General features: G+C 37.4%; 24 protein-coding genes and 2 pseudogenes. 3 read left to right on the top strand and 23 right to left on the bottom strand.

Features of this window, described 5'->3' with window-relative positions:
* The gene (locus D7322_RS15975; protein ID WP_121125288.1) at window positions 1-3,087 is read right to left on the bottom strand and encodes a SusC/RagA family TonB-linked outer membrane protein; all 3,087 of its coding nucleotides are present in this window, start codon (window positions 3,085-3,087) and stop codon (window positions 1-3) included.
* Complete coding sequence (locus D7322_RS15970) at window positions 3,087-4,481, bottom strand: TlpA disulfide reductase family protein (RefSeq protein WP_121125287.1); 1,395 nt, start codon at window positions 4,479-4,481, stop codon at window positions 3,087-3,089. Before D7322_RS15970 ends, D7322_RS15975 begins: the two co-directional genes overlap by 1 nt.
* A 629-nt stretch (window positions 4,482-5,110) precedes the next feature.
* Here D7322_RS15970 and D7322_RS15965 point away from each other — a divergent pair.
* Together D7322_RS15965 and D7322_RS15960 are read left to right on the top strand one after the other, a co-directional pair.
* Window positions 5,111-5,665, top strand: a complete 555-nt coding sequence (locus D7322_RS15965) for a hypothetical protein (protein ID WP_121125286.1) — start codon at window positions 5,111-5,113, stop codon at window positions 5,663-5,665.
* Between the two features lie 111 nt (window positions 5,666-5,776).
* Entirely contained in the window at window positions 5,777-6,001 is a 225-nt protein-coding gene (locus D7322_RS15960) for an XRE family transcriptional regulator (protein WP_121125285.1), read from the top strand.
* A 562-nt stretch (window positions 6,002-6,563) separates the two neighbouring features.
* Here the strand turns inward: D7322_RS15960 and D7322_RS15955 are convergent.
* A complete protein-coding gene (locus D7322_RS15955) occupies window positions 6,564-7,217 on the bottom strand; it encodes a DUF1016 N-terminal domain-containing protein (RefSeq protein ID WP_121125284.1) in 654 nt (217 codons plus the stop codon).
* Window positions 7,218-7,262: 45 nt separating this feature from the next.
* Window positions 7,263-8,534 (bottom strand): hypothetical protein, encoded by a 1,272-nt coding sequence (locus tag D7322_RS15950; RefSeq protein ID WP_121125283.1) that lies wholly within the window; start codon window positions 8,532-8,534, stop codon window positions 7,263-7,265.
* Window positions 8,535-8,720: 186 nt separating this feature from the next.
* Here D7322_RS15950 and D7322_RS28335 point away from each other — a divergent pair, with 186 nt between their 5' ends.
* Entirely contained in the window at window positions 8,721-8,927 is a 207-nt protein-coding gene (locus D7322_RS28335; protein ID WP_147430442.1) for a hypothetical protein, read from the top strand.
* Between the two features lie 37 nt (window positions 8,928-8,964).
* On the opposite strand, the gene D7322_RS15945 is transcribed toward D7322_RS28335, so the two are convergent.
* From D7322_RS15945 to D7322_RS15860, 19 genes and pseudogenes are all read right to left on the bottom strand, one after another.
* On the bottom strand, window positions 8,965-9,201 hold the full coding sequence (locus D7322_RS15945; RefSeq protein WP_147430441.1) for a hypothetical protein: 237 nt from the start codon (window positions 9,199-9,201) through the stop codon (window positions 8,965-8,967).
* 516 nt (window positions 9,202-9,717) lie between these two features.
* Window positions 9,718-9,891: an RHS repeat-associated core domain-containing protein gene (locus tag D7322_RS15940; RefSeq protein WP_121125281.1), complete on the bottom strand. Its 174-nt coding sequence runs from the start codon at window positions 9,889-9,891 to the stop codon at window positions 9,718-9,720.
* 18 nt (window positions 9,892-9,909) lie between these two features.
* On the bottom strand, window positions 9,910-10,554 hold the full coding sequence (locus D7322_RS15935) for a hypothetical protein (protein WP_121125280.1): 645 nt from the start codon (window positions 10,552-10,554) through the stop codon (window positions 9,910-9,912).
* A gap of 257 nt (window positions 10,555-10,811) precedes the next feature.
* Window positions 10,812-11,111, bottom strand: a complete 300-nt coding sequence (locus D7322_RS28950) for a hypothetical protein (RefSeq protein WP_245971355.1) — start codon at window positions 11,109-11,111, stop codon at window positions 10,812-10,814.
* A gap of 87 nt (window positions 11,112-11,198) precedes the next feature.
* Window positions 11,199-11,324, bottom strand: a pseudogene (locus D7322_RS29105) (RHS repeat-associated core domain-containing protein); the annotation flags it as partial.
* Between the two features lie 7 nt (window positions 11,325-11,331).
* Window positions 11,332-11,991 carry a hypothetical protein gene (locus D7322_RS15925; RefSeq protein WP_121125278.1) on the bottom strand — a complete coding sequence of 220 codons (660 nt, stop codon included), beginning with the start codon at window positions 11,989-11,991 and terminating at the stop codon, window positions 11,332-11,334.
* Between the two features lie 6 nt (window positions 11,992-11,997).
* The gene (locus tag D7322_RS28475; RefSeq protein ID WP_183078725.1) at window positions 11,998-12,678 is read right to left on the bottom strand and encodes a hypothetical protein; all 681 of its coding nucleotides are present in this window, start codon (window positions 12,676-12,678) and stop codon (window positions 11,998-12,000) included.
* Window positions 12,679-12,854: 176 nt separating this feature from the next.
* Window positions 12,855-13,244, bottom strand: a complete 390-nt coding sequence (locus D7322_RS15915) for a hypothetical protein (protein WP_121125277.1) — start codon at window positions 13,242-13,244, stop codon at window positions 12,855-12,857.
* 182 nt (window positions 13,245-13,426) lie between these two features.
* Window positions 13,427-13,933, bottom strand: a complete 507-nt coding sequence (locus tag D7322_RS15910) for a hypothetical protein (protein ID WP_121125276.1) — start codon at window positions 13,931-13,933, stop codon at window positions 13,427-13,429.
* Between the two features lie 5 nt (window positions 13,934-13,938).
* Window positions 13,939-14,418, bottom strand: coding sequence for a M91 family zinc metallopeptidase (locus D7322_RS15905; RefSeq protein WP_121125275.1), 480 nt, complete (start codon window positions 14,416-14,418; stop codon window positions 13,939-13,941).
* Window positions 14,418-14,672, bottom strand: coding sequence for an IS66 family insertion sequence element accessory protein TnpA (tnpA, locus tag D7322_RS15900; RefSeq protein ID WP_121125274.1), 255 nt, complete (start codon window positions 14,670-14,672; stop codon window positions 14,418-14,420). The genes D7322_RS15905 and tnpA overlap by 1 nt, the downstream gene beginning before the upstream one ends.
* Before the next feature lie 227 nt (window positions 14,673-14,899).
* The gene (locus D7322_RS15895; protein WP_121125273.1) at window positions 14,900-15,409 is read right to left on the bottom strand and encodes a hypothetical protein; all 510 of its coding nucleotides are present in this window, start codon (window positions 15,407-15,409) and stop codon (window positions 14,900-14,902) included.
* Between the two features lie 164 nt (window positions 15,410-15,573).
* Window positions 15,574-16,694, bottom strand: a protein-coding gene (locus tag D7322_RS15890; protein ID WP_394342596.1) for an IS3 family transposase whose coding sequence is annotated in 2 segments (ribosomal slippage) — window positions 15,574-16,439 and window positions 16,439-16,694 — 1,122 coding nt in all. Because the reading frame shifts where the segments join, the coding sequence is not laid out codon by codon here.
* Between the two features lie 1,416 nt (window positions 16,695-18,110).
* Window positions 18,111-18,260 (bottom strand): annotated as a pseudogene (locus tag D7322_RS29360) (RHS repeat-associated core domain-containing protein); the annotation flags it as partial.
* Between the two features lie 8 nt (window positions 18,261-18,268).
* The gene (locus D7322_RS15880) at window positions 18,269-18,919 is read right to left on the bottom strand and encodes a hypothetical protein (RefSeq protein WP_121125271.1); all 651 of its coding nucleotides are present in this window, start codon (window positions 18,917-18,919) and stop codon (window positions 18,269-18,271) included.
* Complete coding sequence (locus D7322_RS15875) at window positions 18,900-19,532, bottom strand: hypothetical protein (protein ID WP_147430440.1); 633 nt, start codon at window positions 19,530-19,532, stop codon at window positions 18,900-18,902. Before D7322_RS15875 ends, D7322_RS15880 begins: the two co-directional genes overlap by 20 nt.
* Before the next feature lie 42 nt (window positions 19,533-19,574).
* Complete coding sequence (locus D7322_RS15870; protein WP_147430439.1) at window positions 19,575-20,069, bottom strand: hypothetical protein; 495 nt, start codon at window positions 20,067-20,069, stop codon at window positions 19,575-19,577.
* A gap of 5 nt (window positions 20,070-20,074) precedes the next feature.
* Window positions 20,075-20,407 (bottom strand): hypothetical protein, encoded by a 333-nt coding sequence (locus tag D7322_RS15865; protein WP_121125268.1) that lies wholly within the window; start codon window positions 20,405-20,407, stop codon window positions 20,075-20,077.
* A 542-nt stretch (window positions 20,408-20,949) separates the two neighbouring features.
* Window positions 20,950-21,609, bottom strand: a complete 660-nt coding sequence (locus D7322_RS15860) for a hypothetical protein (protein ID WP_121125267.1) — start codon at window positions 21,607-21,609, stop codon at window positions 20,950-20,952.
* Between the last annotated feature and the right edge of the window lie 188 nt (window positions 21,610-21,797).

The following is a 21,797-nucleotide window of genomic DNA, read 5'->3' as shown; positions in this document are numbered from 1 at the left end:
TTAAAGGGACAATTGCAGCCCGATTACAAAGCTCTTCAGCACCGGAACCGTATATAAGCCCTGGGTCTCAGGATCATTTCCCAGATAATTAGTTATCGTAAATAAATTCTGGGCGGAACCATAGATCCGTAATACCTTAACCCGGAGTGCTTCTGTTATTTTCTTGTCAAGGGTGTAGGAAACATTCAGCGTTTTAAAGCGGATGTATGATGCATCCGAATATACGGCATCCGAAAGGGCATAACTCTGTCCTGCTTTGAATACATCACTGCCAAAAGTCGTGGTATAACGCTGGAATTCCGCCCGGTCTCCGGGCCGCTGCCACCGGTCAAGCATGGCTGCCGGCAAATTATATTCCTGACCCACCGCCCCGTTATAAACCTGCTTAAGATAATTGGAGCCTGTCTGCTTTTTGAATTCCACAAATAGGTCCAGCTGAAAATTTTTATAGGTCAACGTATTCTGTAATCCACCGAAATAAGCCGGATCGGTGGTACCTATATAATTAAAATCATTAAAGCTTATCCCCGAAGGCCGCTGTGGATTACTGGTCAGCTCTCCCCCTGCACCGCTGAACTCGAATAGCCCTGTTTCCGGATTGACACCAGTATACCGGAATGCGTAAATGGCATTCAATGGCTTTCCGATCATGTACCGTGTTGCATAGCTGGAAGTCTCCAGTCCCGGAAAAGCCACTAGCCTGTTCCTTGGCAGGCTCAGGTTGAAGGCGGTATTCCAGGAGAAATTGCCTCTTGCGATATTCTTGCTCTGCAGCGTGATCTCAAGGCCCGAATTCTGTACTGTCGCGTCCCAGTTTTCTGCTACACTGGAAAATCCTGTCTGCGAGGGCAGGTAATAGCTGAGCAACTGATTGCTTGAGCGATTCCGATAATAGGATGAACTGACAAGCAATCTATCATCCATAAATCCCAGTTCCAGTCCGAGTTCAAGTTTTTTTGTCGAGGCCCAGCTCAGATCGGCATTAAACAGGTTGAGCGGCTGCAGGCCTACCACCCCTTCATAGGGGTAACTTGAAGTCCCCCATCGGGAAATATACTGATAATCGCCCGTGGCATCACTTCCCGCCACGCCGTAGCTTGCCCTGAGCTTTCCGTAGCTCAAAAATCCCAGCTTATTTTTCATGAAATCCTCTTCCGAAAAAATCCAGCCCAGACCGACAGACCCAAAATTGCCAAACCGTTTACCAGGGCCGAACCTGCTGGAGCCGTCCCTGCGAACGCTCAAGCCTGCGATATACCTGTTATGATACTTATAGTTGAGCCTTCCAAATGCCCCTACGTATTTATATTCGCTATAGGCATCCGTCGCATAACGGTTTCGGGCGCCATTGATAGAGGTGATCAGTCCGTCATGGGTATACCCACGCCCGGTGACCTGTTCCCGTTCATTTGTATTGTATTGCCAAGAACCTCCCAGGAGTACTTCAAATGCATTTCTGCCAGTGGTCTTTTTAAATTCCAGCTGCGGCTCGGCGATCAGCGTCCCATAGCTGTTCTTCCCAAAGGAGGATGTCGCCTCTGGGCTCAGATAGGGATTCTGTGCCAGAAAAGGATTGCCCGCATATTCATCCCCATGAAATGCATTATAACCAAAGCTTGACCGCAGGGTCAGCTCGTGCGTCAATTTATACGCCAATAACAGGTTGCTGTTCAGTAGGGTATTTTTCATCTGGTAGGTATTGTGTAGGTACGAAATCGGATTGTCTGGTATTCCCATTCCCAGTTGTATACCGTTATAATCCCACCTGAGATTTCCTTCCCTATCAATCAAATCCGGGAAATTCGGGTCCAGCCGATAAGCCGTGAGCAGGTTGGCATTGCCCGCGGAATTGTTCTTTCCATAAGAATAAGTTGTCGTCAGGTCCAAGCTGAACTTCTTATTTTCGGAATTGTGGTGCAGGTTTGAGGAAAATGACATCCTTTTATCCGCAAAGTCGCCCGGAAAGATGTAAGATGTCCTATTGAGCCCAAGCCCCAGCCTAAAATTTGTATTTTGGGAGCCACCGCTTACCGCACCGGTAAAAGCCGTATTACTGGCCGATTTTCCAAGGAAATAATCCTTCCAGTCTGTATACTTATCAGGATCAAAGGCTAGCAGGTCAGGCGCAAAGGCGTTATCCCACAGCGTAAGGTTTGGCGAGAGCCCATCATTGCTGATGGCTTCCCTGCGTATCGTCAGATATTCCTTGGTATTCATCATCCGCATAGTCTTTCCCATAAAGGAAACACCCTGACGGACATCCATGTCAAATCCGGTCCTTCCGCCTGTCCCTTTTTTGGTCGTGATCAGGATCACGCCGTTTCCGCCCCTGGAACCATAAATGGCGGTGGCATCCGCATCTTTGAGCACCTCGATACTTTCAATATCGGATGGATTCAGGCTATTTAGGGGACTGAATCCACCCTGCTGGTTATTGAGCAGCGCGATATTGCCCGGTGATGCAAGGGAGCCGAACTGATTGACATTTTCATTCTGCGGCGCAAACGGGATTCCGTCGATAACGATCAGCGGATTGTCCATTGGCGCCGGAGAACCGAATGCGGCGGTCGCTTTGGGCAAGGTGTTCTGTCCCCTGACCTGGATTTTAAAGGAGGATCCCGGCAGCCCGCTCGTTGCACTTACTGTAAGCCCCGCCACCCTACCCTGCAGGGCTTCTAGTGGATTGGAAATAGGCTGCCTTGCAATATCCTCGGCCTTTACTTTGGCGACCGACCCCACATTGAACCGCTGCGAGGTGGTACCATAGGCGATCACCTGCACTTCATCGAGCATGCTTGTACTTACGATCAGTACAACGGATAGATTGCGATGGCCATTGACCGTTACTGTTTGCGGCTGAAAACCCATGGCCTTAAAGCGCAATTTTGCATCTCTTAGCGCCGCATCGATGCTGATCGAAAATCTTCCACGGCTGTCGGTGCTGGTTTTCAGACCGGACTCCGCCAATGCTACCGATACACCTGCTATCGGCTTTTTCTGTGTGTCCGTGACCACACCGGTGACTACCTGGCCCCATACATTACCTGAGGTCAGCGATAAAATCAATAGGTATAAGATATGTTTCATTAGTTGGTTGTTTTAGGATCAGTGATAATAGCTACTTTGATTTTCCTGCTTTCTTTTCTGAGCCGCAGCCCCTGCCTTTCAAAGGACCTTTTCAGCTTCGCCATATCCATTAGATCAGCAGGTAGGTCCATGGATACGGGCTTACTGATCTGCGTTTCGTCGATAAAGGGCTCCTCGTGCATCCGCTCCAGCTGGCCTACAAGGGAACTAAAGGGATAGTTTTGTACAAAGAGCGGCAGTCCGGTATTGTCCGATAGATTGGTTTCCCTGGGCAGATCTGCGGGAAAGCCCGTAATTTTCCTCGGATCGTTGGTGGTGATTATCCAGCAGCCGATTTCTCTTTCGGCAAACTCCACCCGATATCCGAAATAACGGTCTATGTCGGCAGTGAAGAGCTTAACAGCCTCTCCATTTGAACGGGCTGGGAAAGTCGCCAGATAGTTAAATGTATGCTGTTCCATCCAGGCTTTAGCGCTAGTTAGATCATTGGGAACATGTAAACGATCAGGATCCTTTACATGTAATATTGTCCGCGCAGGTCCATAGGACGCAAGTGTGGGATAATAGGCCAGCTTATAGAAATCAAGAATAGGGCTATTGGTAAAGACAATCCGGTTCACATTTCCGCTGCTATCCTGGATAACAATGGATCGGCGGGTCAATTGTTCATTATAGCCCCGCAGAAATGAGCGGTAGATATAGCTGGAATTATCTTCGGATGGCGCCGAAGATAATTGATTCTTTTCTGGAAGAGCAGTGGCTCCAGCATTTTGAGAAATGCTATCGGACATACCGGCTATTGCACCTGCAAGGCTATTTTTTGTTATTTTATCGCTCAGTGTCAGGCCAAATACCTTACTGTCCCTGATCCAGACCGAATGTGTCAACGATTGGGGAGGAAATAATTTTATCAGTATCGTATCGTTAATAATAGAGGGCATCTGTACCGGATTGACCCTTTTGCTTAACACATTTTTTATCCGCTGGGGGGTATCCCTTGATCCTCTGCTATTGACCAGCAGAATAGCCAGGTCATCTTTAAAGTCTGCCTGTAAAGAATCCAGTTTCGGAAAGCTTTTTAAACATGGCCCGCACCATGTCGCCCAGAAATCCAGGATGATCAGCTTTTTGTCCCGATAATAATTTAGGGTGATCTGTTCTTTTCCTGAAGGATGGTTAACGACCTGTAGTGGCGTATTCCATAGGGCTTCGGGAATGGTATCCCCGATCTTTAAGGCAGTGATAGCCTTTAGCCCGCCAGCCCCGCTGTCCCTGCGGGGCGTCTGGGCCGATAAACTAAACATAGAAAAACATAGGACAGATAGTAGGGCACTATATATAAATTGTATTCTGAAATTGGGCAAGAGCTCTCCCGCCCTAAAAAAAATATTCATTTTTTAGGTGTTTAAAAGAGTGACCTCAGCACAAAATCTTCCCTATCCGACCGTGATCGGATCTTACCTTTCCCAAGCCTGGCTCAGGTCACGTAAATAATAAATTGATTCATTGGAGAGCCAGACGAACGTTGGAATGGTATTTCACAAGGTTATATAATTGACGACACGTTGTCCATGGCTAAAGGGCCAAATTCATAATTGGCAAGTCCAGTCGAGCTACTCGGCTGGTCTTTTAACGTTTTTAAAAATAAATTGAATAATTTTTTGCATTTTTACCATTAGAGATTAACGGTATAGGGAACATCATAGTGAAAGATAGTATCTATGTAGGATGGATTTAGATACTGCCTCCATGCTGCCTGAGTTCCCACACAAGACACATATCAACAGCAGTATCCTCCTCCAAATTAAGAGCAAATATAAGTCTTTAATTCGGAGTATGGATATAAAATCTGCTGCCTCGGTCTTGTGTGGGATGTTTTCAGCATCGAGACTTTTAATATTTTATACCTATACCATTTAGTATGTATTAATTAAAACTATTTCATATTGTCATTTTTTTAGTCATCATTAAACAATGATTACTACACAAATATGAGAATAAATTATAATATATCAAAATATTGATGAAAAATAATTTTTCAAATTATAAGACCGACACTTTTTACAACATTGCCATTAAAAACAATATAAAAACTGGTAAAATGTTGAAGGCTCTAAGAAATTTGCTTGTACGACAACCTGACGAAATCGCCTCTGTATTAAGTATGACTACAAATACCCTTAAAAATGCAGAAAAAGGCGCAAATGTAGGTACCGAAGTTATTAACGAATTAATAGGATTTTATGGATACACGCCAAAAGATTTTCACTCATTAGAATCGCTACCTACTTGGGAGGAACTACTTCAAAAAATAGAAAGCTTTCATAAAGCCAACAAAAGTGATGTCTATCTTATATTAAAAGAAAAACCAAACTTAATTGATCTAATCGAACACAGGTTATTGAACACTAAGTTATTCAAAAATTGGGTTGATGAAAATTCGGTTTTAAATTTTTGTAAAACTGAATATGATTATAGTTATGAAAGTGCGATAAATACATTAAATAATGCGGTTACCAAAGGATGGCTTATTCGAGATGATAGCGTTAAACCTAAAAAATATAAAATGGTCCAATAATTTCGGAAACACTAGGAGGAGAATGAAAAGTACAATATCCCTATATGATTCACGCAGAAAAATGACTGCCTAAAAAAATGACGTATCCTGTGACATAATTGGCAAGTACGGATGTTGGGAAGGATATCCTCACTCGATGCTGCAAAGAAGATTGCTAAGGCTTTTAGTGTCACACTGGATTATCTCGCTGGGGAGACCAGCGAGGTCGCCTTTAACCGTAGGATAGTGGAAAGCTTTCAGGATATTGAAAAGTTCACCGAAAGTGAAAATGAGCACGTATTTGCACTGCTTGACGCATGCCTTGCCAAAAGCAAGACGCAGGCAATACTCAAATAAAACAACAACGCCCAGTCTTTGTCGGATTGGGTGTTGTTGTTTTATTTATGAAGTAATGAATATACCAAACAGAACCACGCTACCATCCAAAAGAAGAAGAAAACGTAAGAGCACCATTTAAAATATCCCGAGCTTTTGGAAATCCTATTTTGAAAGAATATCAAAACAGGGAATAACAAATACAAAAAGATGCCGATCACCGGATTATATCATCCGGGATAAGGCAAATCAATCCTAAACAAGTTTAACATCAACATACACAATGATGTGTATGATAAATAGACACAGATCGGATTAACTGTGGATTTAGACACTGAGCATCTTCAATAAAAATATTAAATGGCACACGGATTTATGTCTATGTGCCATTAGTACTTTATAGATTAAATTTCTTAAACTGATTACTCGATTGCCCCGGCTACATTAAAGTCTTATGATGTGAGAAATGTAGTAATGATACGATAACATGAAACAATTCTAACCTTCTCTTGCTACCCGCAATCCCAAGAAGTGTTAGGGTAATCTATCTTTAACTGTCAGGCTACATCGAAACTATTTATATTTATTTGAATACAGAATTTTGTAGCAAATTAATTTTAAGAAATTCTTCTAGATCACTATCCGGAAATAAGTTGTTTATAATACCGTCGGAAGATAGAGCACTCTGACCATCCATAATCAAAATGTCTGTAGAACGAAATGAGATACTACCATTTCTTCCCTGCTCATTTGTTTTAATCTGGAACAGTTTATCAGGTTTGGTTTTATTTACTTTTTCCTGAGAAAGTTTTCCGATCTCGCCTTTGGCTAGAAGCTGATTTATCATTTCTTTTAAAGCGTCGATACTGAGATTTTCATCTGTACACAATTTCACTAAACTCATTATATGTTCAACATCGTTCAACGGAAGCAAAACCTTTAGATAATTCCAGCTGACTGTTGCCCCAAGTACCCCCACCCGAATCGGGTCTTTGAATAGAGTAGCAAAGGCAATTGACATACGAATATTATCCACACTGAATAAATTTCCCCAATTCCTCTGTAGTCGCAACGATTCCGACGCAATAAATTCTTCGTCCCCTTGTTTATGTAGATCAATAAAATATTTCCCTATTTCCCATTGGAAATTAACATATGAGTTATTGATTAGTTGTAAGATCCCATAACGCTTTAAGCCAATGGAATCTTCAGTTAATTCGATCTCTTTGTTTTGCATCTCTTTTTTATAAGCTTTATTTAAAAATAGTAAGCTCTACCTAAATTACCAAACGATACAGCCACCAGTACGTTCATACTGTCTGGTAACTATTTTAGTACATAGAGCTCCATCGTAGTATTTATATACGGCATTAACCATAAAACTGGCCATTATTAGGTAACTGTTCCCTAAAGGTGTAGGAGTGTACCTTACCGTAGAAGGTAGAACTGTTAATTCTCTTACAACCCGTTCGCCGTGAGCATTTATATATTCATCAATGGGCTTTTTTGGAATGGGAGTAACACTTACGATACCTATTACAAGTCCTGTGGCCTGACTCCTTGTTTTCTCTACTTCAAGCCAAAAATCGAACGTTCGCGGTCTGCTGATTCCGTTATCGTTATAGTATTCATCCTCATAATAATTTAAAATTCCCTCTAGGTCAAAATTCAGTTTAGATATATCTGTTGTATAACCTGTACCTGATCCAGAGCCTGTACCTGGTCCAGAACCTGATCCTCCCCCACCCCCACTTGACCCAGAACCATTATCATTACTATTAGGTATATAATAAGGATTTAGGATCGGAGCCGCATAAAATACTTCTCCTCCATACCATCTGTATTCTGGATACGCAACCACATCTACCATATCAAGATAACTTGGATCAGTTAATTCAGGATAATAAGGTGTTCCGTTATCATCTAGAGGTGCCAAATAATAGCGAGATACTAAATTTTCATAATTTACTTCCCAGTACATGGGCGTAATATTCCCACCGATTGGCATGTTCCATATAAATTCACATGAATTAGTTTCTATGTTAAAATATAAATTAGCGGGACAGCTTCTCTTGACGACATCTGTAGGATAAAAATACTGTTGATATGTATTGGAAGGATCAAAATCTCCTTTTAGTTTAAGGGAAGCCTTTGGTCTAATAATCTTACCTGTAAAATCATAGGCGATATAATCCGCTCTTTTTGCCTGTTTCCATGGTAAAAAATATTTAATAGACCCGTTACTATATGATTCGCCATGTTTTTCGAAATGTAATTCAAATCTACCTAAAATATTGCCATTGTTGTTCGGCTGCTTGGAAATTCTTGTTGATATAATTAGAGAGCCGTCTGCAGCAATTTTATAGTCATCCCAAGCGATCTTAATACCATATTTATCGAATAATTTATTTGTCCCTTTTTCTTTTAAACTGTTATCGTAAATACTTTTCGCTTTTGACGTTATATCTATTAGTTCTGTGTTATTATTTTCTTTCTGGCACCCCAACATGAGAAGTAGAAATACAAAAAAAATAGTTTTAACAAATCTTTTCATGGTTATCTTAACTGACTTAAAAACTATTTAAAGATAACTTTCTATTTCATATTATCCAAATTAAATTTCTTTTTTATCACAACTCAGAAGCGTCCTAAACCAAGGATTGAGAGTATTGTTCCAGTTAAATCTAATTGCGCATGCCATAAGAAATTTTCACCAATTTTATTAGCAAATAAAATCACAGTGAAAACAATTATTCTTTTAGAAATGCTGCTATCTGTAATGTTGTCCTGTAAGGATAAAAAATTAGTGAAAGATCTAAAAGCCAAAAACAACTTCATCGACAGCTTGCGGTTTATATTGGATGACTGTAAAGCGCAGGCTCATATTATGGCTGATATCATGGAGCAGGAGCGCATCGAAGCGGCCATGAAAAAAGCCACCGATTAGGTGGCTCCTTGAATATTAGAAGTTTTAAAAACATACTTCATTTTGCTTTTCGTAAATCATTCAAGAGCTGATTCACTCTCTCCTTTCTTAAAGCCTGATCTTCCTCCCAAAAATCAAGAAAAACAGCTTCCCTACTAATTGCAGCCTCCGCCCATTTTTTAACTTCAGGTTCAATCCTCCCCTCCCGAAACAACTGTGAAAATGCCAGAGAAATTATTGAATTATTAATTGCATTGATATCTATGTACGGATTTGCCATTCCATCTACAATCAATTTCAGTTTTTGTGGGTCTGAACCATCTTAAATCTTTGCCTTTCTTTTTAATGGGCGTTCCGATTTCGCACACTCATCGGCTGCGCTTTCCGCTATATCTTTGCGGGGCAAAAGGATGCCGCTTCTATCGTTAACGCAGGAAAAATTGTACTGAATGATTGTAAAGGGCGGGCTCAAGTTATGGCTGATAGCGCGGAATAAGAGCGCATAGAAGGGGGCATTAAAAAGCCACCTACTCGGTGGCTTTTTGTTATTTATATTCGTATTGTTTTAAAACTTTACGTTCCATATCATTACTTTTCCATAGTTCTATACGGTAGTAATCATTGTCAGTATCATTAGGCAAATCATTTTCATTAACACTAACTAAATTTGAAGAGTATACACGGACTTTGTATTTTCCAGGACTAATATTTAAAGATAATTCTATGTGCCCCGTTGGACAATCTATTATCTGTAATTTTCCTGATGCTATGTTTATTCCACCTTCTACTATATGATCATATTTATTATAATCTATATCTGTAGGTTAGCATCCACTTTATACATTCCAGTCGGATCAATATATCCAATCGGATTATTTTCGACATAGGTATACGGCGACGTTGAGCAATATTCTGCCGCCAGCGGATCCACCACATTCCACCTTCCAATCTCCGCGTCATAGAACCTTGCCCCGTAATCATATATATTGCTTGATTTTAATAATTACGGATATTCAAAACCAAATATAATTTTAAATACCTTATTATTTTTTAATGATACATTTATAAAATAAAGCGGAAGTCCAGTTTCTCTTATAAAAGGGCTGTCTGGATTATCAATTGTATATGAGAGGACTTTTACTCCATGTTCAGAATATTCTTTATATCTCTTACCTTTCAATTCTATAAGTTGATTTAAATTCATGCCCAGTTTCAATCCCGAATCAGATATAAAATCATTATATTGGATCTTAACTCCAACAGAATCAAGCCCCGGTTGATCTCGTAAATATCCCATCTCAAACAAGCTAAAATAATTAGCAATATCGCCTTCATATTGACTTGCAATAAGGTATTGAATATTGTCATTGCTTAAAAACACTACTGCTGGATGTGCTCTAATAAAATCTTTTGCCTGTAATTTCTTCGATGTAATATTTCGCACCGAACTCTCATCTAACAATTTTAAACCGTTGACAGCTAAGTCGGGTTGTATGTTAATTTTGCTCTCAATTGTATCGCGAATTAAGGTAGTTTCTTTCTCTATTTTTGAATTACTTTTCTCATTACAACTCAATAATAAAAATAAATTGAAAAGTAATATCCTATTCACTAACATTCGGTATTTTTTTCCCATTTCTACCATCATTATTCGGATTATTATTGATCATAACTTGTGTTGATATTGATCTTTTTGATCGTATTATATTTTTGATATTGTCTCGGAAATTCGTCAAAATCATTCACTCACCAGACATTCCAATACATCCTTTAGTTCCTTCACTATTGCCGTCAGGGTGTATTCGTAATTCAGTGCGTCCAGTATCAAATTGAGGATTCAAATTAAAACTAAAACCAACCCCGTCTTTATTCATCCCCTCACTATAATCCCCATGATTTCTCCTTCTATCTCGATAGGTATCGGTGGTATATTCTCCATTTTCTGGTGCACCATTCCCCCCCTGCGACTGCTTTATGGGTCCAATCTCTTTCAGTTCCGTCAGCTAGAATAAGAAATAGCGTAAGATCAATATCACCAATCATTGAATTTCGCATCTGCCCTGCTATTTCTAATTGTGCGTCTTTAATTGGAGAATAGGTCATCTTCTTAAAAGTGTGATAGGTCTCTAAGACAGCTCCTTTATATTTTTTATTATTCCAAGTACTCACCCTTTCATAAAAATGTTCCTCTGTAAGTCTCACCATTCTGAAGAACTCCTTCATCTTGATAGTTATCTGCCGTAACATCATATCTCCATTCTGCGATTCGACCCGATCTCTACCATCAGGATCTATATAACGAATGGGATTGTTATTAGCATAATTAAAACTACTTGCCCCTGGATGTCTCTCAGCAAAAGGATCCACCACATTCCACCTTCCTATCTCAGCATCGTAGAACCTTGCCCCGTAATCCAGTTGAATATTAAAAATTTATTTCCCACTTCTCACACTGTAATATCTCATTTCCGTCTATATAATTAAGGATCTTGATCGCAAGTTCATTCTCTGCTACCCAAAATACCTCAACTGGGGCAGATTCTTCATAATCAAAACTTTTCAAGTTGATAATTGAATTATCGCTACAAATCAAATACAATTCAATTTTATTGCTTAGATAATCTATCTCAATATTATTACTAAAGGTAAAAAACATTTTACCATTCTTGTTTATATAAGGAGTTGATAACAATTTATAACGATTACCATTTTGTAGATTTAGCAGAAATAATTCATTGTTTTCATAACCATCTTTAGAAAATAAGGATATAGTTTTATTCAAACTGCTCAAATATCTATATTTTCGATAAGTTAAAACATCCTCCTTACCTTTATCTTGCAAAACAATAGACTTATTATTTTCCAAGATAAATTCAAATCTACTTCTTATCTTTTTTATAGTTGACAATGAGTCTAATTTGCGGTCAATTTTATGTGCAATTAAATTGGTATACTCATCCTTACTTATTTTTTTCGATATGATTTGAGGACGTGTAATGCCATTTATCTTTTTGTCAGCCTGCCCTTTGCATAGGAACTGATTTGACACAAAAAGACATAAAAATATAAATATTATCTTCTTCATTATTTATCACTTAAAACTAAACTTACTTTTATTTAATTTCTGAATGTGCATATGATGTTTATGGTGGAAATTTTGTCCATTTTTAGGTGCTACAAAATTTGTTCTTGGTAAAGCCGGCCCATTGCCACTTGAATTCTCAGTAAGAATTGAATAAGGATTGTTGAATCCCAAACTATTAAGCGATTTAACAATCTGGTTACTAAAATATTCACTATAATTTTTATCCCCTACCCCAATTGCTTGGCTCATTGAAGGATAAGAACTTCCATATCTAATATCGGCATATTCACCTAATTTTCCACCATGTCCACTATGTTTTCCATTTTTGTCAGTTAACTGTGTTGTTTGTAAGCCATAGTCACCGTAATTTCTGGCCATACCGTTTAAATCATCAGCTGTAAAATGACCTGCCGCTCCCAACACTGCCGCAACAAAATCTTCTTGCAAATAAGTGAAACCTTGTGCTTTTGCATTATCAGTAATAAGTAACAGACTTGGATCCACTGTTGATAAATCAACTAACTCAACGGTGTTTCCTTTCGAATCTTTTATATCACGTTTATTATATGTAACAAGATCTCTAGTTGCTCCATCAGCATCATGATATGTATAAGTATTGGTTTTATCTTTAGTTCTAGTTACTTCGACTCTACCATCATCATAGATTTCATAGTTATCCACTCTCATTCCATCAGGGTCAATAAACCTTATTGGATTATTTACTCCGTAGGTATAAGGAGACCACCTTCTATACTGCTCTGCCAGCGGATCCACCACATTTCATCGGCCTATCTTCGCATCATAAAATCTTGCCCCGTAATCGTACTGTTTATACTATGTGTCTATTCATTTTTTTCCGTAATTTATTTCTTGTCACAATTATCCCTAACAAATTCAACCTGATCAATTAAATCAATAATTTCTGAATTTAATTTTTTAGGATACGGAAATAATATAAATTTATCTTCAGACAAAAATTCAATGATATGTAAAGATTTATTAAGACCGTTTGATATGGAAAGAATAGAATCTTTCTCAATTCTATACGTAAATGAAACTTTCTTATTAAAGGGAAGATATTCTATAAAACCAGAATCTCGCTTAAATTTCATAATAATAGAAATATTATCCGTTTTTCCACCCCATTTACCAACTAATCTGATTTTTTTGGAAACTTGATTAGGTATTGAAGAACAAAACAAAGCACTAATTAAAAACACTAAAATTATACCTTGCGATTTATATTTTGCCATATTAATTTACTTTAAAGGTTTTCTCAACTTCTTCTATTTTTTCTGACCAGCACCCCGTAAGGTCTTGATTATTATATTGTCGTATCCGTCCTACCAATTACATATTGTCCATGAAACTCAAAGATGAGTTTTCCACATGCCTTGCTGAGATCTAAATGATTCCAGGTAAAAACACATAATCATTATTTATCTAAGCCTATGTTAAAGAACTCCTTAAACTGTATACAATCCATTTTAAAATTACCGTTATCAAGGGTTATTATGGCTCCCATCATCATTGCACCACCTAGCATACCTCCTGATTCTTTTTCAGCTTTTTGTATTGTTGGGAGATCCCACTCTTCAATCATCTTATAAAGTCTTTTGATAAAAAATTTTTGGCCGTATTCTAGGTTATTTTGATAAACTTTGAATTCAACAGTTCCTTTCTTTGTCCATATAGCACTATAATATTCGCCAGTTTCCGTATAATAAGATTCAAGGCAATAAACTGTATCATTACTATAATTTATAAAATCAATTCGATCAATCACCTTTTTTCTGCTTTCGAATGATAGTTTTGGATAAACTCCACAATCTTTTTCCACTTTCTGAGCTTTATAAATTTGTTTGGAAAATGTATTGAAGTTTTTAATTGAGCTACACCCTATAAAAACAAAGCTTATAAAAAATAAAACGAAATTCTTCATGCTAATTAATATGTAAATGGTATTTGATTTCTTCTTCTGCTTATTGGTCTATAGTTTGGGTTAGTTACGCCATTAGAATTATAGTAACGACTTTGTCTTGTTCTATTATAAATAATCCTAGTGCCTGTACCATTTCCATTTGCATCAACAGTATAATGTGTTCTTAAAGGTAAGCCATTTTCAGCTCGGATTTGGTTTTCTGTATGGGTTGCAGATACTTCTGCATATGGTATTGATTTTTGATTTCCATTTTGATCGGTTACAGTTTGCCAAATATTCATATCCAAATTTCCATTAAAACGGTCTCTGGTATGCACCAGCTCATGTCCTAATCCTACATAATTTCGCCCCTGAAAAGGTGATCTGCCACTTGGATTGTATCTGACAAAGCTACCGTATTGCGGATAATTTGAGTCTTGAAATTCAGAATTTCCTACATTGCTTTGTATAATTTGCACATTATCAGCGCTGTCCAGCGCAAACATCAGTACAGACGGATCAGCTGTGATACAACAACATCGTTTTCGATCTTGATACGCACACCATTGGGATAAATAATCTCAACATCGCTCTTTCCCCGCGCCTTATCAATTGTTATAAAGCTTCCGCGGGCGGCTATGTCATTTTCTTTAATGCGCGAAAACCAATAATAGAAGGTCGCTTCATTGATCCCATTTTCCACGCAGTATCGTTTCTTGCTCATACCGCTCTGATGCCAGTCTGCTATCATAGACTGCATACGCTCACGTTTTTTCTTCGATGTTGTTCATAGCAACAAAGCTAACAACTGATGGAACCTAAGTCAATATGTACTTGGTAGGAAGGATACGTTACAGTACGGATACACCGCGCGTAACTATCTATAAACAGAAAAGCTACATCATACGAAGTAACTTTTCTGACAGTGTACTTTCTCAATTATCTTTTCTATTTACTATACATAGATTATTAGTCGAATTCATAAGGCTACTCTGAAATCAAAAAATTTCTACTAATAAGTTTAAAACCTGACTGAATTTGTTTATATTTTGAATATCTATAATCAGTAGGCTCAGGTATTTCGATTAAATTCTTCGAGCTATTTTTTCGTTTCTTAATCAACATTGAAAAAGACATCAGGGATTCTTTTTGAAATTGAAAAAATTCTTTAGCTCCGCGATCTATAGCGAGGAGTTTATTATTAATAAAAATCCCATATATAGAACTTGAGTTACTCAAAAGATAATTGTAAAACGCAGATCTATCCATATAATAAATCTCGAGTATAGAATCTTTTTTATCGTAATACAAAATAGCATCCATATCATGGATCACCTTTCTTATTGTAGAATTCTCTTTAAAAAATACTTCTTCTAATCTTCTATCCACCTTATCTAATAAAGGGAAAAAATTTGTACTTTGTGATTTAGCTGCGCTAACAATAAAATAAAAAAAGCTAAATATCAACAATTTATTTAAAAATTTTATCTTTATCATATCTTGTATAGAATTTTCCAAAAACTCTGTGAACTTTTAAAATGGTACTAGGAGAATACCTATTTAGCGATTCTGCTAATTTCCGGTCACCGTTAGGTGTAATCTCACCCTAGCTAGCTACACCCAAAACTAAAGAATTCCAATCAGATGGCCTCTCCCCAAATTTAGGAGTGTTCTAAAGTAGAGAATTCCGTTGTTTTGACCTGTTTTTCGATAAACATTTCAGGTGTCATATCCCCTAAACAGCTGTGGGGTCTGAAGGTGTTGTACTCTTCCCTCCAGATTTCAATTTTTTCCTTCGCATCTTCCAATGACAGGAACCAATGCGCATTTAGGCACTCGTCCCGAAAACTTCCATTGAATGACTCAATATACGGATTATCTGTTGGTTTTCCCGGTCTGGAGAATACTAATTCCACCTGATGTTCATATGCCCACCTATCGAGATCCTTGGAAATAAACTCCGATCCGTTATCCACTTGGATTTTCCTAGGCATTGCCTGCTGAAATAGCCTGAGTCCTTCCAAAACAGAAACAACATCGCTTCCCTTAAGCCCCTGTCCGACCTCAATAGCCATACATATACGGCTATAGTTATCCACTATAGTTAAGCAGCGGATTTTCCTGCCATCGAACAGCGCATCGGCGACAAAGTCCATACTCCAGCAGTCATGTAAATTAGAAAAAACCGGTCTCTCGGACCGATGAGCTGCGGCGCGGCAGCGTCTGGGCCTTTTCACCCGTAGATTTAAGCCTTCTTCCTTATAAATTCGATAAATCCGTTTTGGATTATCCCGCCAGCCTTCACGTTTCAAAAGAACGACGATCCGCTCTATGCCGTAACGGACACGTGTTTCAGCAATGCTTTTTATGCGAAGGCGTAATGGACCGTCATCACGTCTATGGTGTTTATAATACCAAACTGAGGTGCTCAGCAGAGATACCTCGCATGCTCTACGGAGTGAAATCCGATAATCAGAAATGAGTCCGGTAACCATTTTCCTACGCTGAGAAGGCTTTAAAACTTTTTTTTTAATACATCCTGCAGCATCTGTTTGTCCAAGCTAAGATCTGCCACAAGCTTTTTCAGCTGCGCATTCTCTTCTTCCAGTTGCCGAAGCTTACGCAGCTCCGATACGCCCAGTCCGCCGTATTTCTTCTTCCAGTTGTAGAACGTTGCTTCGCTGATACCCATCTTTCTGCAGACTTCTTCCACACGGGTACCTGTCTCGGACTGCTTGATCGCAAAGGCGATCTGTACTTCGGTAAACTTTGATTTTTTCATCGCTTTTCCTCCCTTTTAAAATTAGTAATTCATACCCGAATTCTCTACTTTTAAATGATCCAGTTTTTTGGGGAGAGGTCAATAGAACCTGGCCCCGTAATCTTAATCTCTATTTATCTTTTTTAATTTTTCCCATTTCCCAGTATATTCATTCATAAAATAAAGAGTTGCTCTTTTTCCATTCAATAAATAGGAATCAAAACTTTTATAAAAGAATTTATTCTTTTCAATAAACACGGTAAACTCTAAATCCAATGCATCAGTATTCTCAATGTTAAATACTTCGGATATTATCGGTGTTGAAATGGCAGTAGAAGAAGACAATGGTGGCTCATAATTTATCTTTATAAATAACTGGCTAAATTGTTTTCGAATATCTATTTGATTTAATGAATCACATCGAACATCAGTATACATCTCATTATCAAGATATAAGTAAAAACGATAATTTTTTATCTCATTATCACCGACTAAGGTTGGGATAAATTTTAGAATTTTGCTGTTATTTTTTGCCCTATTATTTTTTGTTAGGAAAAGCTGGGCAGTAGTATTGGTAATTGTACTGTTTAACAAAACAGAATTATTTTCGACTTTCTGCCAGACACCGCTCGAAAAATATACCAAATCTAAATGTCCCCCTCGATATTTAAACGTTGAATCCGATTTCAATTCAATTCTCCCAAAATTTTCGCTACTGTAGATCCCAAAAATCGATTTTTCGGTCTTACAGCTAAAAAATAAAATAAAAAAAATGATATAAACTAGTTTAAACCTATTTTCCATTTCGAATGTTATTAAGTAGTTTACGCATTTCAGAAATCCCAAAAGCAGGCATATATATATCAGCTTACCATTACTATTAATACCCATTACCCAATTTTTATTAATATCATTTCTTCCTTTTATTCCTCCCCAAAGAGATGAGATCCCAGATACCGATTGGCTGTCAAAAGAATATTGGCGCTGATAAGCTGGAACTTCAACATCAATTCGTTCTGTTGTTTTAATTCCTCCCGATTTGTATATTTGATAACCGTGAACAGCCTCATGTACGCCATTTGCATCACTAGGAATGTCCATAGTGATAATACCTTTCTCCTTATAAGCGAATCCAACGCTCGCATCGCTAATTTCATTAAATGCAAATTTCTGACTAACATCTTTGCTTCCCATCTCTGCCAGCTCATTATACGAACTATTTAAATCTCCTATTCTCTCATTAATAGTAGCGACTTCACTTTGGGCAGACTCTAATTTTGACGAAAGCTTTTCACTAGTACCTTCTTTATCAATTTTTGCCTGTATTTTAGATACTTCATTCTGTGCTTTTGCTAAGAAAGAATTTTCCATCTTTAATCTATCTTGTATAAGTGACTGTAATCTTTCGCCTATTTTTCTTGAATTTGGGTCAGCCCACTCCATACCATCAGGATCTATAAATCTTATTGGATTATTTAAAGTATAATTGTATGGTGACCATCTTCTACTTTTCTCCGCCAACGGATCCACCACATTCCACCTGCCTATCTCGGCATCATAAAAACGTGCCCTGTAATCCAACTGTCCTTCTATTCCTATAAATCTCTTCTTATTAAAGATTCGATATTATTGACATCATCTTCCCCTAACCATATGTAATCAGAATTTTTCAATGGCCAAGTCAAATTTGAAAATTCACCTTTTTTCATCTTCTTAAACCATTTCTTATACAAGAGATAAACTGTGTCCATGTCTTTTCTATTAAAATTACAATTTTTACCTGTATGTTTATTCAGAATTATTGGGGAAATCACTACTGCATCATCAAATAAATAAGATGTCAGTGAATACAACGCTTCGATCTCAATCGGAAATTTTAGTTTTTCTGTCGAGATCTTAATCCTATTCTCCGTTCTACCATAGACTTGGGAATACATCCTATTGCTAAGTTTATCATTCCGATAAAAACATAGGTATTCCTCTAATAGTCTTATCTTATCAGATTTTCTTAGATTGCTTTTTCTCATTCGTACTCTATCATCCTCAAAAAAGCCAGCTTCTGATTTATAAGGAAATGAAGCATTTATGTAATATTGGCTCTGTCCGTTTTTTCCTATTTCAGAGATTAGAGAAAGATACTTCATACCGCTACAATTTATTGAGAGGATAGAACATCCCGTTAGTAAACCAGTAACGAATATTCCAACAACAATCATTAAATAAAATTTAATTATTCTCTGTCTCATTCTTTTTGAAGTATTTTCTTATGTAATTCATTATTTGATTAAATCCTTCTGATCCTTTTTCATATCTAACATAGTTTGTCGCTTCATCTCTACTTGCATTCTCTTCAATGGGATTTATATCATTCTTGTTTCTATATCCATTCCCGCTTTTGGAAGCAGAATGAAAAGGTTCCCAAAAATCACCAGGCTGACTCCTTCCTACGGACATTACATTGTGATCTGGAACATCTTTCGGATTATTTCCCTTATCCTCATATCCTTGCAATTCTGTGTATTCATCGGCCAAAATTTTACCAGCACCATATCCATCAATAAAAAACTCACCATCACCGAAAGTTAATCCATTGCAATTTGACATACACTGAGACATAGGTATTCCATTAACATGAGTCTTCGATGCTTCGACAACAATTAAATTACCATCTTTATCGTTATATTCGACGCTTAAAAGCCTTTCAACAAAAACATCTCTTTGTTTATCAGTTCTTATTGTTCCATTCTCATATCGCATTAAATATTTCTGATAGGGAGATTTAACAGCATTAAATGTTCCTATTGAATTAAAAATTATTTTTCCAGTTGCTGGATCTCTTTCAATCATTCCATCTGCCAATCTCAGCGTCATAGAACCTTGCCCCGTAATCCAAATGAATGTTTATGGCATCCTTTCCAGCTTTCTATATTCATCCTCAATTTTTCTTAGAAAATAACCCGATTCCAAGGGTGGAATACTATCGCCAAAAATTTCCCTACTAAAAGACTCAGCATCTTTGTTACCTAATTCTACTGATTTCATAAGATAAAATTTAGCCATATTATTGGTTATTTCATCATTGCTTTTCATCTTTACACCATTTATTGTTATAGACTCATGTAAAATATAATAAAGATGTTCATATGCTTTAGGACATTGATATTTATTCGCCATAATCAGTGAATAATAATATAAGTCGTAAAATCGATAAGTATCTAAATAATTCTCAGAAATTTTTTCGTAAGCATCAAAATCCCCCCCATTCAACGCTTTTTGCCATAATGAGTCTGTTTCTTTCTTATTCAATTCGATTTCTTCAGGATGAGGATCTATCGATACTTTCTCCTTATTATTCTGACAGCCGAAAAAAATTGGCAGCCCTAAAATTATTGACATAAATTTCATTTTATTTTATCTTTAGGTAAATTCTCATTAACTCCTGGAGAGATATATGCGCGTTGTTGTTTTGATGTCATTTTCCCGTTTTCAAATTTTATGAATCTTCCATCACCTTTATGGTTTCCTATACCCAAAAACTCCGATTTCCCGTTTGGGTTACCAAATATTGCGTAACCATCTGCTGCAAGAATTGTAACATTTTTAAATAATTTTGATTTTGACATCTTCATCGCAAGAGGTCCAAGATTTGGCATTAATTCACCTTTAAACAGAAATTCTGTGGATCCAGCGTTGCAAGCGTACATAATCAGTACGACTTTTTGACCTTTTTGCATTGCATCTTTCCATCGCGGACTTTTTCCATCAACATTTTACTCACTGCAGCAGCGTCCTTCGCCTTATGTTTATTACCTTTTGAGTCATAATATTCTATTCCTTGAAAATTGCCATGACCAAATAATTCAAAAACTCCATCGCAATCATCAAAAACTACACCTCCTTTTCTGTTTATCCCTATATTGTCCTTGGCCCAACCTCCATTTTGATCTATCTTTTTACAGGATTATTTCCCATTCCAACATAATATAATTTCACATTAAGATATTTATCCCATATACTACGAACCCTTATAAGATCAAACATCACCTTCTGATGCAATAAAGGTATCACTTATAGATTCCTCCGCGATTACACCAAAATTCATAGTGAATCTTGCCCAATAAACATCTTCAAATATTAATTTATTTATTTCTGAAATGTTTATCGAAAAACAGAGCACCCAGCGCTTCCGCTTATTGAACTCCCGGCCGATTCGGCAAACGATTTTGTCGTGTCCTATTTTACCAAAAACATTTTATACATCATTTACAGTCAATTTTTATCCACTGACCAAAGATGCATCCGAACCAGCAAACCAAATAAATAGAATAATCAGCCATTGAATAGCGATACAGACCCAGAAAGGTCTATTGTCAGCATCAGTCAGCATTTCCAATACAGCAATAAATTTGGACTTCACAATATCATAAAAGTTATTATTATTGTCGAGATCTAAGCTGTCAAAGCTTATCTTGTTCAAGCCAAATACCACAATACGCTTGATCCATGGATTTTCAATCTTTGTGTTTTTCACTTCGTTGATCAACTTGAGTTTCGCAAAAGTATAATCACCTGCATTTTGAACAAGGTCAGGCTGATTGGATTGGTAAACCAACAGAATTTTGTCCAATGCTGGTATGATAAGATCATCCTGTCTTTCCTCGATCACCTTGCTGGCAACTGTTGAAAAAACATATTTATTGCTAAATAGAAAAAGCAGGATCGGCAGCAGAATCAAGCCAATTAACCACAGGAACTTTCCGACGGTCTGTAAGGACCCGGTCATTGAAAAGAAGGCGCCATCCGCATTGCTCCTGAGCAGTAGGTATCCAACTATAAGATACAATACAGTTGACAGAATAGCTAACAAATAGCACTTAAATAAGGTTTTTGTTGCCAGAACAGTTAACTTTTTGATATAAGACAAATTTGCATTCATAATATTATTGTATAATTTACCGCTCTAAATTAGAATTAATCTCTTCAAATTTCCTCTTGAATTCCAATTCGCCCATTACCAATTTAAATTCGTTGTAGTTTAAGTTCTATTCGTATTTCAACTACCTATTTTCAAGTGAACCTCTGGACATTTCATTGTTATTGATTTTATAATTGACAAATAAGTCG

Origin of the sequence: Sphingobacterium puteale, assembly GCF_003627955.1 — a bacterium.
GTDB lineage: Bacteria > Bacteroidota > Bacteroidia > Sphingobacteriales > Sphingobacteriaceae > Sphingobacterium > Sphingobacterium puteale.
This window is presented reverse-complemented; position numbering and strand designations above follow the sequence as displayed.

Excerpts from the sequence above, each read along its gene's own strand:
- D7322_RS15965 (WP_121125286.1), top strand. The coding sequence starts at position 5,111 with ATGAAAAATAATTTTTCAAATTATAAGACCGACACTTTTTACAACATT.
- D7322_RS15970 (WP_121125287.1), bottom strand. The coding sequence starts at position 4,481 with ATGAATATTTTTTTTAGGGCGGGAGAGCTCTTGCCCAATTTCAGAATA.
- D7322_RS15860 (WP_121125267.1), bottom strand. The coding sequence starts at position 21,609 with ATGAATGCAAATTTGTCTTATATCAAAAAGTTAACTGTTCTGGCAACA.
- D7322_RS15955 (WP_121125284.1), bottom strand. The coding sequence starts at position 7,217 with ATGCAAAACAAAGAGATCGAATTAACTGAAGATTCCATTGGCTTAAAG.
- D7322_RS15895 (WP_121125273.1), bottom strand. The coding sequence starts at position 15,409 with ATGATAAAGATAAAATTTTTAAATAAATTGTTGATATTTAGCTTTTTT.
- D7322_RS28950 (WP_245971355.1), bottom strand. The coding sequence starts at position 11,111 with ATGGTGAGACTTACAGAGGAACATTTTTATGAAAGGGTGAGTACTTGG.
- D7322_RS15910 (WP_121125276.1), bottom strand. The coding sequence starts at position 13,933 with ATGAAGAATTTCGTTTTATTTTTTATAAGCTTTGTTTTTATAGGGTGT.
- D7322_RS15870 (WP_147430439.1), bottom strand. The coding sequence starts at position 20,069 with ATGTCAATAATTTTAGGGCTGCCAATTTTTTTCGGCTGTCAGAATAAT.
- D7322_RS15865 (WP_121125268.1), bottom strand. The coding sequence starts at position 20,407 with ATGCAAAAAGGTCAAAAAGTCGTACTGATTATGTACGCTTGCAACGCT.
- tnpA (WP_121125274.1), bottom strand. The coding sequence starts at position 14,672 with ATGCAGTCTATGATAGCAGACTGGCATCAGAGCGGTATGAGCAAGAAA.
- D7322_RS15960 (WP_121125285.1), top strand. The coding sequence starts at position 5,777 with ATGTTGGGAAGGATATCCTCACTCGATGCTGCAAAGAAGATTGCTAAG.
- D7322_RS15925 (WP_121125278.1), bottom strand. The coding sequence starts at position 11,991 with ATGAAGAAGATAATATTTATATTTTTATGTCTTTTTGTGTCAAATCAG.
- D7322_RS15915 (WP_121125277.1), bottom strand. The coding sequence starts at position 13,244 with ATGGCAAAATATAAATCGCAAGGTATAATTTTAGTGTTTTTAATTAGT.
- D7322_RS15935 (WP_121125280.1), bottom strand. The coding sequence starts at position 10,554 with ATGATGGTAGAAATGGGAAAAAAATACCGAATGTTAGTGAATAGGATA.
- D7322_RS15950 (WP_121125283.1), bottom strand. The coding sequence starts at position 8,534 with ATGAAAAGATTTGTTAAAACTATTTTTTTTGTATTTCTACTTCTCATG.
- D7322_RS15975 (WP_121125288.1), bottom strand. The coding sequence starts at position 3,087 with ATGAAACATATCTTATACCTATTGATTTTATCGCTGACCTCAGGTAAT.
- D7322_RS15905 (WP_121125275.1), bottom strand. The coding sequence starts at position 14,418 with ATGTTTGCGCTGGACAGCGCTGATAATGTGCAAATTATACAAAGCAAT.
- D7322_RS15880 (WP_121125271.1), bottom strand. The coding sequence starts at position 18,919 with ATGAGACAGAGAATAATTAAATTTTATTTAATGATTGTTGTTGGAATA.
- D7322_RS28475 (WP_183078725.1), bottom strand. The coding sequence starts at position 12,678 with ATGAGAGTGGATAACTATGAAATCTATGATGATGGTAGAGTCGAAGTA.